Origin of the sequence: Gardnerella sp. DNF00354 (assembly GCF_049262755.1) — a bacterium.
Lineage (GTDB): Bacteria > Actinomycetota > Actinomycetes > Actinomycetales > Bifidobacteriaceae > Bifidobacterium > Bifidobacterium vaginale.
In genome coordinates this window covers 382,339-395,222 of sequence record NZ_CP058402.1, presented here as the reverse complement: position 1 = coordinate 395,222, position 12,884 = coordinate 382,339, and the positions used below count along the sequence as shown (strand labels likewise).

The 12,884-nt window shown below is 37.4% G+C and carries 11 protein-coding genes; 7 read left to right on the top strand and 4 right to left on the bottom strand.

Translation table 11 applies throughout. The features are described 5' to 3' along the window. Positions 1-56: 56 nt before the first annotated feature. From yidC to rpmH, 4 genes are read right to left on the bottom strand one after another with little or no spacing between them, the layout of a single operon-like run. Positions 57-1,064, bottom strand: coding sequence for a membrane protein insertase YidC (yidC, locus tag HXT24_RS01510; RefSeq protein WP_004574411.1), 1,008 nt, complete (start codon positions 1,062-1,064; stop codon positions 57-59). After that, on the bottom strand, positions 1,064-1,384 hold the full coding sequence (yidD, locus tag HXT24_RS01505; RefSeq protein ID WP_016827106.1) for a membrane protein insertion efficiency factor YidD: 321 nt from the start codon (positions 1,382-1,384) through the stop codon (positions 1,064-1,066). The genes yidC and yidD overlap by 1 nt, the downstream gene beginning before the upstream one ends. Positions 1,385-1,390: 6 nt before the next feature. Beyond that, positions 1,391-1,918, bottom strand: coding sequence for a ribonuclease P protein component (rnpA, locus tag HXT24_RS01500; protein WP_020761195.1), 528 nt, complete (start codon positions 1,916-1,918; stop codon positions 1,391-1,393). Positions 1,919-1,938: 20 nt separating this feature from the next. After that, positions 1,939-2,073, bottom strand: coding sequence for a 50S ribosomal protein L34 (rpmH, locus tag HXT24_RS01495; protein ID WP_004114029.1), 135 nt, complete (start codon positions 2,071-2,073; stop codon positions 1,939-1,941). Positions 2,074-2,481: 408 nt separating this feature from the next. On the opposite strand from rpmH, the gene dnaA reads away from it, so the two are divergent. The 7 genes from dnaA to HXT24_RS01460 all read left to right on the top strand — a co-directional run bounded on the left by dnaA (position 2,482) and on the right by HXT24_RS01460 (position 12,842). Continuing rightward, positions 2,482-4,098, top strand: coding sequence for a chromosomal replication initiator protein DnaA (gene dnaA / locus HXT24_RS01490; protein WP_422119492.1), 1,617 nt, complete (start codon positions 2,482-2,484; stop codon positions 4,096-4,098). Between the two features lie 425 nt (positions 4,099-4,523). Beyond that, positions 4,524-5,642, top strand: a complete 1,119-nt coding sequence (gene dnaN / locus HXT24_RS01485) for a DNA polymerase III subunit beta (protein WP_004114027.1) — start codon at positions 4,524-4,526, stop codon at positions 5,640-5,642. A 10-nt stretch (positions 5,643-5,652) separates the two neighbouring features. Next, a complete protein-coding gene (gene recF / locus HXT24_RS01480; RefSeq protein WP_415690530.1) occupies positions 5,653-6,921 on the top strand; it encodes a DNA replication/repair protein RecF in 1,269 nt (422 codons plus the stop codon). A gap of 10 nt (positions 6,922-6,931) precedes the next feature. After that, on the top strand, positions 6,932-7,423 hold the full coding sequence (locus HXT24_RS01475; protein WP_016827115.1) for a DciA family protein: 492 nt from the start codon (positions 6,932-6,934) through the stop codon (positions 7,421-7,423). 150 nt (positions 7,424-7,573) lie between these two features. Next, complete coding sequence (gene gyrB, locus HXT24_RS01470; RefSeq protein WP_285064493.1) at positions 7,574-9,649, top strand: DNA topoisomerase (ATP-hydrolyzing) subunit B; 2,076 nt, start codon at positions 7,574-7,576, stop codon at positions 9,647-9,649. Positions 9,650-9,718: 69 nt separating this feature from the next. Continuing rightward, complete coding sequence (gyrA, locus tag HXT24_RS01465; RefSeq protein WP_422113991.1) at positions 9,719-12,358, top strand: DNA gyrase subunit A; 2,640 nt, start codon at positions 9,719-9,721, stop codon at positions 12,356-12,358. Then, positions 12,351-12,842 carry a DUF3566 domain-containing protein gene (locus HXT24_RS01460; RefSeq protein ID WP_016827120.1) on the top strand — a complete coding sequence of 164 codons (492 nt, stop codon included), beginning with the start codon at positions 12,351-12,353 and terminating at the stop codon, positions 12,840-12,842. The genes gyrA and HXT24_RS01460 overlap by 8 nt, the downstream gene beginning before the upstream one ends. The last annotated feature ends 42 nt before the right edge of the window (positions 12,843-12,884 follow it).

Here is a 12,884-nt window from a genome sequence, read left to right as displayed (position 1 = left end):
AAGTGTAACTGAAGATAAATCCAAAATTACATACTTGCTTATTCACATATTTTTATCTATTTATTTTTTCGCTTACGTGTAGGCTGCTTGCGCTGGAACCCTTCGGCTTCTCTGCGCTTAGCAACTTCTCGAGCTTGTTGAAGCTTTTCTTCTTCAATAGATGGCAATCCTTCACGTTTACGGCGTTCGGATTCATTCTTATAATCTCGCTTTTCTTTTTCCTCAGCTGCAGGAGAGCCAGGAGTTGGGAAGGCGTACACCTGCCAAATAGAGCGAAGCATATTCATAATGTTGTTTACAAGCCAATAAACAAGCATTGCAAATGGAAGAGCAAATGCAGAGAAAACGTAGATTAATGGGAATCCCCACATCATAAGTTTTTGCATAGTATACTGGGGACCCTGCTTCGATTCTGGCGGAAGATTCTTACGAATATTGTTAAATTGCATGTACCACATTGCAGCACACATCAATATAACAAAGATTACAATAACAACTTTTCCGCCCGCTTGAACCGTCATAAACGTGTCGGAAACACCAACGCCAAACACATGAGTTTTAACAAATTGCTGTGCTGTAGCAATATCAAAAGCGCCAAGAGGAGCATGCTTGCCTCTAGCAATAAATGGTATAACGGAAAGCGTGTACCAAATACTCATAAACGCTGGACCTTGAATCATCATTGGCAGGCAGCTTCCTGCAGGATTTGCGTTGTTTTCTTGATACAGCTTCATCATTTCTCGCTGCATGGCTTCTTTGCTAGCAGGATCGCTTTTACCCTTATACTTTTGCTGAATTTTCTTCATTTTAGGAGCGATTGCTTGCATATTGCGCATACCTTTAATGCTTTTTATAAAGGCAGGGAATATGCACGCATGCACAACAAGCACAAGGAAAACGATTGAAAGTACCCAAGAGAATCCAATTTCATTCATCCCAATAAGAACAAATAGCTTGTGGAAAAGTGACATTACTTGAGTCATAAGCCATTCAACTGGCGTAAGGATTTTATAAAACCATCCCCAAATTCCGTTATCAAGTAAGAAATGATCTTGATTAAACATTAGTTATCCTTGTCTTCGTCAGCCAAGGGAGTTAACCGTGGCTCTTCATGCGCTTTAGACCAGGCGCAACGATAAAAAATTGAATATTTTCGTGGTACGTCGTCAATACTGCAGCTAGTCCATGGTCTACAGCGCAACAGACGTAAAACGGCTAGAATACCACCCTTAAACGCCCCATAGCGGCTAACGGCTTCTATAGCGTATCTTGAGCACGTTGGATAATAACGACAGCAAGCAGGTCTTTTGGCAGAAATCACGCGTTGATACCAGCGAATCGCTTTTATAATCAAATTCGCTACAACACTATTTCTACCGCTCATGACTTATCACTGATCCTGCGAGCCTGCTTTACTATCACTATCTTCGCTAGTTTTTAGGCACATAGTTTGCATGAATTGATTTTGATCTTGAAGATTTTTGGCTATTTTGCCGAAAATCTTTTTGATTTGCTCATTCAACGAATCAAACGAAGATTGTGCAGCAGTAGGTTTTGCACGCAATACTACATCGCAACCATATGGAAGCAACGACTCGTGCTCTTTTGCTATTACCCTAAAACGTCGTTTTACCTTATTTCGAATAACAGCTTTTCCAACTGATTTAGATACAGCAAGACCCAACCTTAAAGCAACATCATTTTTTTGAGGTTGCTTTAAGGTATCACAAAATGCCGCGGGAGTGTTTTCAAAACCCGTGGCAATATCATCTGGACTTACTTTCCTGTCTTCGTTAAGCGCGTCTAACACGGTCACACATCCACGCATATCATAATGCGCGACGATATCCCGTGAACACACTTTGCGTCGTTTTTTGAGCACCGCAACAAAATCGCGATGGCTTTTCAGCCTATCCATGCTTTACGACGCGTCCCAGCTCAGGCAGAAAGTGTCTTGCGGCCCTTGGCACGACGACGGTTAATCACTGCGCGACCAGCACGCGTACGCATGCGAACGCGGAAGCCGTGCTTCATGTGACGACGACGGTTGTTAGGCTGGAATGTCCTCTTCATAACTAACGCTCCTGTATTTAGCCATGCAAAAGCATGGCTCCGTATGAGTCAAGCTATACCAAATTACTATCACCCCTCACCAAGAGCTAAAATTTTATTAATTATCGTGTTTTAAATAAGTCTTTTAGAATAATTCTTATTCTCTAAATAACTTTATAAATCTATTAAAAAACGTAAATAATTCGTCTTAAAATCGTTGGAAAATGTGGATTACTAAGTTTTACATTATCCACAAATTACACACATGTTATTAACATACAAGTATTTTCAACACGCTAGGCTGTGGATAACTTCTTAGGGTCGGAGTAAACATATTCTACTAGCACTCTTTTCACACATAAACGTGTATTAAAAAATACACTGAGTTGCTAATGCGAAAAGAAAATTACTTTTGATTGGGGGTGTAACATGTCTGAAGCCTTTGAGGATCCTAGTGCTCAAGCTGCCATAGTATGGTCTAATACTCTCGCCGTGTTGCGCCATAATGCACTTCTAAGCAATCGGGATAAAAGTTGGTTTGAGAGTGTAAAACCTGAAGCTATTTTTGGAACAACAATTGTTTTATGCGTTTCTAATATTGAAACTCAGCAAGCTCTGCAAAACGAACTTAGTTCTGCTCTGCTAACTTCTTTGAAAATTTGTACTGGAAAAGACATGTTTCCAGCATTTAAAATTATCCAAAATAGTGAAAAAGAGAATAACAATACTTTACAAAATGTAAGTAATACTTCAAAAACTTCTCAATCGCTAGATAATACTACAAATAATAATTCTGATTCGTCAGATTCTTCTGATTCTTCTGATTCTTCTGATTCTAAAAAAGTTGAATCTTTTTTGGACGATTCTTATGATTCAATTCCTGTACAGAAAGATTTTGATTACGCAACTGGTTTGAAAACCATGCAAAATACAAATCTCAATGTGCAATCTATTAATCAAAAGCAGACAAATATACCTGCATCAGTTAATAGAGATCCAACAACTCATTTGAATACTTATGCCACTTTTGACACGTTTGTTCCTGGCGATTCCAATCGTTTTGCTCGCACAGTAGCATTGGCAGTTGCAGAAGGCTCAGGACGCGATTTTAATCCTTTGTGTATTTACGGTGGATCTGGTCTTGGCAAAACACATTTGCTTAACGCAATTGGAAATTATGCGCTTGTTAAAGATTCTTCCCTTAAAGTTCGATATATTACAAGCGAAGAGTTTACTAATGAATTTATTGAGGCTTTACAAAATACAAGTCAAAATCAAGGTCAGATTGCTAACTTTAATAGAAGATACCGCGAAGTTGACGTTCTACTAATCGATGATATTCAATTTTTAGGTGGTAAAGAAGCAACTCTTGAACAATTTTTCCACACTTTTAACGCTTTATATCAGGCTAATAAAAGAATCGTAATAGCTTCTGATGTTGCTCCTAAAAATCTTAGAGGATTTGAATCTAGACTTATTTCTAGATTTGAATCTGGTTTAACAGTAGATATTAAACCGCCTGATTTAGAAACTCGTATTGCTATTTTACGAATGATGGCTTCTATGAATGGGTCCAATGTTCCTAGTGATGTTTTGGATCTTATTGCGGAACGTTTTACTGAAAATATTCGCGAACTTGAAGGCGCTTTAACTCGTGTTACAGCGGTTGCTTCTCTTAGTAACCAACCAGTTAGTAAGGCTTTAGCTGAGCAAGCTTTACAGGACTTTTTTGCATCCGATATTGAAGTTAGACCAACAGATATCATCGGTCAGGTTGCTCAATATTTCCATATGACTTTTGATGAGATGGTTGGAAGATCAAGAACTAAAAATGTTGCTTTAGCTCGTCAAATTGCAATGTATTTAGCTAGAGAAATGACTAGCATGAGCTTGGTTGATATTGGAGAAGTTTTTGGTGGTAGAGATCATACCACTGTTATGCATGCTTATACCAGAATTAGTGGCGAAATGCAGGAAAAACAAGAAATTTATAACTATGTTATGGAATTGACTGTTCGTTTGAAACAAAATCCTTCCAAAAAATAGAGTTTTGCACAAGTTTATTCATAATTTGTTTATTAAAGTAAATAAAGTTATCCACATAGTTAGTAACAAATGTGGGCAAAAGCTGCGGATAACTGGTGGAAAACGCCGTTTAAAAAGTGAATAAAATGTTTTTAACTACGATAAAAATGTTAATAAGCTAAAAACTAGAAAATTATGTGGATAACTTCAGCATTTATGCACATACTTCTCTTTGTGTTATCAACATTTTTAAATTGTGGATAAAGGCTCTAAATCAGTAGTTCTTTAACTTTATCCACATGTTAACAACCTTTATTACTTTTACTATTTTATTTTTATCTAATATTCATACTTAATTACTTACTCAACTAACTTTCATAAAATATGATTTTTAATTGGCAGCATGATATAGAATAAAACACAGATTTAAACAGAAATGAGGAAAAATGAAAGTTGAAGTTAATTCCGCTTCTTTTGCTGATGCAGTAGCTTGGACAACTAGAGTTATAGATTCTAGACCAGCTAATCCTATTCTTGCAGGACTAAAACTAGAAGCAAAAGATGGAATTCTTCAACTTTCTGCTTTTAACTATCAACTCTCTAGCAGGCATCATGTTGAAGCTGGAATAGATGAGCAGGGTAGTGTACTCGTATTAGGTAAATTGATGGCAGATATAACTAAATCTTTACCATCAGAAAAAACCTATTTATCCTCTAATGAAACTACTCTTACTATTTCTTCTGGAAAATCAACTTTCACACTCCAACTAATGCCTGAAGGAGAATATCCTGATTTACCACAAATTCCTGAAAAACTTGGTCAGGTAGATGCTCCTACTTTTGTTCAGGCAGTAGTACAAGCTTCTGTGGCTGTTTCAAGAGAAGAAGATAGACCTGTTTTGACTGGAATTCATGCTCATTTTGAAGATGATTCTGTTACTTTCACTGCTACAGACAGATATCGCCTTGCAAGATCAACTTTTAAGTGGACACCAGAACATTCTGACATAAATACTTCTACTCTAATCAAAGGAAGCATTCTTAGAGATATTTCTCGATCAATAGATGAACATCAAAATGTTATTGTAAACCTAAACGATAAAGAACCATCTATTCTTGGTTTTGAAAATTCTGGTAGAGTAAGTACTTCTCAACTAATTGATGGAGAATTTCCTTCTGTAGATCGACTTTTTGTTGATGAATATCCTATTCATGCAATTATTAATCGAACAATGCTTATTAATGCTATTAAGCGAGTTGCACTTGTTGCAGAAAAAGATGCTCCTATTTACATGTCTTTCTCTGGGGATGAATTAACTTTAAGTGCTGGAAATGATTCAGAATCTCAAGCAAAAGAACTTATAGATATAGACATGGACGGTCAAGATATTATAGTTGCTTTTAATCCTAATTATTTAATTGAAGGTTTAAGCGCTATAAGCGAGCCATTTGTTCATGCAAAAATCACATCTGCAGTTAAGCCTGTTGAATTTAATGGTCAGCAGGAAGCTGATGGCGATGAGTCTATGAATTACAGATATCTTGTTGTTCCAATGCATCCTTAAAGATAAATAAATGTATGTTTCAAGACTTGTACTAGATCATTTTCGTTCTTGGAGTAGTTGTGTATTAGACTTTTCTCCAAAAATTAATGTTCTATTTGGCTCAAATGGTTTAGGTAAAACTAATATTGTTGAAGCTATAGAAGTTATATCTACTGGAACAAGTCATAGAATATCATCTTTGATGCCACTGATAGAGTGCAATAACAGTTGTGCTACCATACGACTTAATACTAAAAATTTTGATAATAATGATTTAGATGAAACTACATATGAGCTTACGATTAATTCAAAAGGAGCTAACAGAGCAAGAATTAATAGTGGAAAATCATTGTATATGAAGGACATAATTGGATTAGTTAAATCCATTTCTTTCACTCCAAGAGATCAAAATTTGATTTTTTCAGATCCTAATATTCGTAGGACTTTCATAGATCAAGCTGGAGCACTATTAATACCAAATTATTTACAAGTTTTACAAGAATATAATCATATTGCAAAACAACGTGCATATCTTCTTAAAAGTCTATCTAATAATAATTTAGCTAGTTCAACAAATGGATATAATCCTATATCAGATTTGGAAATATGGACGGGTAAATTCATTGAATCAGGAATAATTCTTACAAAAAATCGAAAAAAAATAATAAATTTATTAAATGAAATTTTTCCTAAAATAGTGGATAAACTTTCCCGATCTTCTAATTTTGCTTCGATACAATATAATCCGTCTTTTGAAGAGTTAGAAGTTGAATCAAAAGAAGATTATTTTCCGCAAACGGCTATAAGCGAGCATTTTCAACGAATTTATGCTGGGGAAGTTGCTAGAGGATACAACCTAATAGGTCCTCATAGAGATGATTTTACAATATTAATAAATAATCATCCTGCAAAAGAATTTGCTTCTAATGGTGAAGCATGGACTCTAGCATTAGCTTTAAAAATGGCTTTATTTAAGACTTTAGAAGAAAAAAATAATCAAAAACCAATAGTTATTTTGGATGATGTTTTTTCACAATTGGATGAATCTAGAAGAAAACAAATTTTAGAGTTTGCAAAAGAACAAGAACAAGTTTTTATTACAGTTGCATCCTTAAGTGATATACCAAAAGATGAGAATCTTTCAGAAGAATCATTTATTGATATATCTAAAATAGTAGAAAAAAATAATAATCAAGATGAAAATTTCTTTAATAATAATCTTGACTCTAATCATAAAGATCTACTAAAAGATATTATTAATAATCGAAAAAATAATATCGAGAATAATTCTAATAGTTAAGGGGAAAATAATGAAAATTCCCGTAAATAAATTATTAAAATTAGACACTAGAAAGCTTCCTGAGATTGTTTTTTCTCCTATAGAAAAAAGGGGAGAAAAGAAAACAATAAACGAGCAAAACGCTTATAAAGCTTGGGAAAGTTTTGGAAAACCTGGTAGGGATCCACAAAATCTGTATTCGTTGCTAGGTAATTTTGCTAATAAAAAACATTGGAATGAGCCGCTTGCTATAGCAAGAATGCGAGAAGATTGGTGGAAAATAGTTGGTAAAAGTGCATCTTTAAATTGTTATATAGATCAAATAAAAGACGGTATTTTAATAGTTAGAACAAAATCAAACGTTTGGTATACACAACTTAGCTACTGCAAACCTATGCTTGAGAAAAAAATATTTGAATATTCAAAAAATATTAATATTAAAGAAGTCAAAATAGTTGGTCCAACATCATTTGGTTTAAGTAAAAAATCAAATAATAATAGGTTTATTATTAAGAATCATTAATAAAGCCTCTTACTAAAGAGCGGTCATTATGTGTGTGTAGAATGTCATGTAATGTAGTTAAATCGCTAGAAACCCCTTTTTTGTGCTTTCTAGCGTGTATCGACCTCGTAAATGCCTCATGGCATGAGGTAATGCGGGAAGGGATCTAAAGTGTTAAACACTGAAGATAATTCAATGGAAAATTCTATTGAAGAACATAAACTCGATGACGCTCAGCTTGATGATTCACTTTCTCCTGAACATTATGATGCTAGCGATCTTCGCGTTCTCGAAGGATTAGAAGCAGTTCGAATCAGACCAGGTATGTACATTGGTTCAACTGGTCCAAGAGGCTTACACCACCTTGTATACGAGATTGTAGATAATTCGGTTGATGAGGCTTTGGCTGGTTATGCTTCTCACATTGAAGTGACAATATTGCCAGACAATGCAATAAAAGTTGTAGATGATGGTAGAGGCATTCCAGTTGACGAAGTACCAGGAGAAGGCGTTTCTGGTGTTGAAACGGTTATGACTAAGCTTCACGCTGGTGGAAAGTTTGGCGGCGGCGGATACGCAGTTTCTGGTGGTTTGCATGGCGTTGGTATATCCGTTGTTAACGCACTTTCTACACGCGTAGAAATTGAAGTTCGTCGTCAAGGGTTCCATTGGACTCAAACGTATGTAGATCAGCATCCAACAGCACCATTGGAAAAAGGAAAGCCAATGGAAGAAGGTGAATCTACTGGTACATCCGTAACATTCTGGCCAGATGGTGCTATTTTTGAAACAACTACATACGATTTTGAAACTTTGCGATCTAGATTCCAGCAGATGGCTTTCTTAAACAAAGGATTGAAGATCTCTTTAACTGATTTGCGCAAGCCTGATGAAGCAGGGGACGAAGTCACAGGAGAAAATGAATCAACTAGTGAAGAAAAGCATCAAAGCGTTAGCTACAAGTATGATCATGGAATCAAAGATTACGTTGACTATTTGGTTAAATCTCGAAAAGCTGTTCCTGTAGAGCCAGATGTTATTGATTTTGAGGCTGAAGATCTTGAAATTGGTATTTCTGCCGAAATTGCTATGCAATGGACTGTTGCATATTCGGAAGCAGTTCACACTTTTGCTAACACGATTTCTACTACAGAAGGCGGTACTCACGAAGAAGGCTTCCGAGCTGCACTTACATCTCTTGTAAATCGTTATGCTCGAGAAAAGAATATATTAAAAGAAAAAGATACTAATCTTTCTGGTGACGATGTTCGAGAAGGCTTAACAGCAGTTGTTTCAGTAAAGCTTACAACTCCACAGTTTGAAGGTCAGACTAAAACCAAGCTTGGCAATTCTGAAGCTAAAACCTTTGTTCAGCGAGTAATGACTGAAAAGCTTGGAGATTGGTTCGACGCTCATCCAAGTGAAGCAAAGAACATTATTCAAAAAGCAATTGAAGCTTCTCGTGCGCGTATTGCAGCTAAGAAAGCTCGCGAAAATACGCGTAGAAAGTCAATCTTTGAAACTGCTGGAATGCCAGATAAATTGAAGGATTGCCAGTCTAATAATCCAGAAGAATGCGAGCTGTTTATAGTTGAGGGTGATTCCGCAGGTGGCTCCGCAATTCAAGGACGAGATCCTATTACTCAAGCGATTTTGCCTTTGCGCGGTAAGATTTTGAATACTGAGCGCGCTTCAATTGATCGAATGATGAAGTCGGAAACTATTGAATCCTTAATAACTGCTGTTGGAGGCGGTTATGGTGAAGACTTCGATTTAAGTAAGGTTCGATATCACAAAGTCATTATTATGGCTGATGCTGATGTTGACGGCGCTCATATTGCTACATTGAATTTAACACTGTTCTTCCGCTATATGCGTCCAATGATTACAGCAGGATACGTTTATGTTGCTATGCCGCCTCTTTACCGTTTGAAGTGGAGCAAGGGAGCACATGACTTTGTTTATACCGATGCTGAGCGTGATCGAGTTCTTGCAGAAGGTAAAGCTGCAGGCAGACAACTTCCTAAAGGCGAAGGTATTCAGCGATACAAGGGCTTGGGTGAGATGAGCTATCAGGAGCTGTGGGAAACAACGATGGACCCTGAACACAGAATCTTAAAGCAAATTCATATTGAAGATGCTGCTCGAGCTGATGAGACATTCTCAATGCTTATGGGAGACGAAGTGGAACCTCGTAGGCTCTTTATTCAACGTAATGCTCATGATGCAAGATTTATTGATGCTTAAAAATAGTTAATAAATCAACGTAAAAATAAAGCAAAATAAACTTTAAAATATAAATAAGAAGGAATAGCAGTGGTAGACGAAATAAACGCCGCTAATGATGGTGAATATAGAGATCAGTTGCCTGATGGGTCTATGGAACCACAAAGTCCGCAAGAATCAGATAATACTGATTACGGCTTAATGAAAGGTGCTCGCGTAAAGCACATGGATTTGCAGCAGGAAATGCGCGAATCATATCTTGCTTATGCACTTTCTGTTATTGTTGAGCGCGCTTTACCAGATGTTCGAGATGGCTTAAAACCAGTGCATCGTCGTGTTATTTACGCTATGTATGATGGCGGCTATAGGCCAGATAGAGGGTACAACAAGTGCTCTCGCGTTGTTGGCGACGTTATGGGTAAGTATCACCCTCATGGTGATTCTGCTATCTATGACACTTTGGTTCGTATGGCTCAGTCTTGGTCAATGCGCTATATGCTTGTTGATGGCCAAGGAAACTTTGGTTCCCCAGGTGACGATCCTGCAGCAGCAATGCGTTATACGGAATGCCGTATGGCTCCTCTTGCTATGGAAATGGTTCGAGATATTGACAAAGATACTGTTGATTTCTTGCCAAACTACGATGGTAAAACTCAAGAGCCAACAGTTTTGCCAGCTCGTTTCCCGAATCTTTTAGTTAATGGTTCTGCTGGTATTGCTGTTGGTATGGCAACAAATATTCCACCTCATAATATGCGTGAGGTTGCCGATGGTGTACATTGGGCTTTGGATCACCCAGATGCTAGTAATTCTGAGCTTCTTGAAGCTTTAATTCAGAGAATTAAAGGACCTGATTTCCCTACTGGAGCAACGATCTTAGGTCACAAGGGAATTGAGCAAGCTTACCGTACAGGCCGCGGATTAATTACAATGCGAGCAGTAGTTAATACCGAGGAAATTAAGGGACGTATGTGCTTGGTTGTCACCGAGCTTCCATACCAAGTTAATCCTGATCGCTTAGCTGCTTCTATTAGGGAAGCTGTGCGAGATGGAAAGATTCAAGGCATTGCAGATATGCGCGATGAAACGTCTGGCCGTACTGGTCAGCGTTTAGTGCTTGTTCTTAAAAGAGATGCTGTTCCAAAAGTTGTTTTGAACAACTTGTATAAGCATTCGCAGCTTCAGCAAACTTTCGGCGCTAACATGCTTGCTTTGGTTGATGGTGTGCCGCGCACTTTGAGTTTAGACGCGTTTATTCGTCATTGGGTAAGTCATCAGCTTGAAGTTATTGATAGGCGTACACGCTACTTAAAGCGTGAGGCAGAAGAGCGAGATCATATTTTGCAAGGCTATTTGAAAGCTTTGGATATGATCGATGAAGTTGTGGCTTTAATCAGATCTTCTAAAGATGTTGATTCTGCTCGTACTGGTTTGATGAATTTGCTTGATGTTGATGATGTTCAAGCAGATGCTATTCTTGCAATGCAACTTCGTAGACTTGCAGCTTTGGAACGTCAAAAGATTCTTGACGAGCATGAAGAATTAATGCGCAAGATTGAAGATTACAACGATATTCTTGCAAGCCCAGAGCGCCAGCGCAAAATTGTTGGCGATGAGCTTGATGAAATTGTTGCTAAGTATGGTGATGAGCGCAGAACTAAGATTCTTCCATTCTCGGGAGAAATGAATGTTGAAGATCTTATTGCAGAAGAAAACGTTGTTGTTACAGTAACTCGTGCAGGCTATATTAAGCGCACAAAAGCAGACGAGTATCGTGCTCAGCACCGCGGAGGCAAAGGCATTAAGGGTGCAAAGCTTCGTGAAGATGATGTTGTAGATCACTTCTTCCTAACATCTACTCACAATTGGTTGTTGTTCTTTACTAATCGCGGACGCGTTTATCGCATTAAAGCATATGAGCTTCCAGAAGGATCAAGAGATTCTAAAGGACAGCATGTTGCTAATTTGCTTCAATTTACTCCTGGAGAAACAATTCAAGCAGTGTTATCAATTCCAAATTATGATGTAGCGAAGTATTTGGTTTTGGCAACTCGTTCTGGAAAAGTTAAGAAAACTGCTTTACAAGAATATGATTCTCCACGTCAAGGTGGTTTGATTGCTGTTCGACTAATGACTAATGAAGAAACAGGCGAACCTGCTGATGAGCTTATTGGTGCAGCTTTGTGCAATTCAGAAGATGACATTATTCTTGTTTCTAAGCTTGGAATGAGCTTGAAGTTTAAAGCAGATGATGAGCAGCTTCGACCAATGGGCCGCCAAACTGCAGGCGTTCAAGGCATGCGATTTAGAGAAGGCGACGAATTACTTGATATGGATGTTGTATCTGTAGAAACAAGTAAAGATCTTCTCGTTGTTACTAATGAAGGTTTTGCTAAGAGAACCGCTATTGAAGAGTATCGTTTGCAAGGAAGAAACGGATATGGTGTTAAAGCTGTTCAACTTGCAGAAGGTCGCGGTTCTTTGGTTGGTGCCTTGATCGTTGAAGAAACAGATCAAGTAATGGCAATTATGAAGTCTGGTAAGGTAATTCGCTCTGATGTTAACGAAGTTAAGCGCACTGGTAGAACAACTCAGGGTGTGACTTTAGCTAAGCCAGATAAGGGTGACGAAATCATCTCTATAGCTCGTAATGAGGAAAGAGATGATGAAAGTGAAAATAAGAATGAAGAAGTAGAAGAAAATACTAGCAGAAGGAACTTAGATGAGTGAGGATTTTGAAACGTCCAATAGCAAAGTTAATGGCGAACCTAACACTAATTCTCCAAGAACAATTGGTGGAACAGCTAGTTTTGAATCTAATGGTTATACCAAGAGAAAAACTAGTCAGCCGCGTGCTAGAAGAATGAGTCTTTCCTTAGTTAGGGTAGATGCGTGGTCTGTTGCAAAAGTTACTTTTCTTCTTAGCGTAGCTGGAGGAATAATTCAAGTAATTGCAGCAGGATTAGTTTGGCTATTTCTAAACATGGTTGGTGTTTTTGATCAAGTAACTCAGATTGTTTCATCAACAGGTTTGGATAGCAACGGTTTTAATCTTGCTGACGTATTCTCTCTTCCAACAATTTTAAGTGCTGTAACAATTCTTTCTGTTGTGGAAATAGTTATTTTAACACTACTTTCTGCAATTGGTGCTTTGTTATATAACGTTGTTGGTTCATTAGTTGGTGGAATACATTTAACTCTTGGTGATGATTAAAATAAGTGATTTAAAATAAAATAATCAAAAATTCCCCCGTTG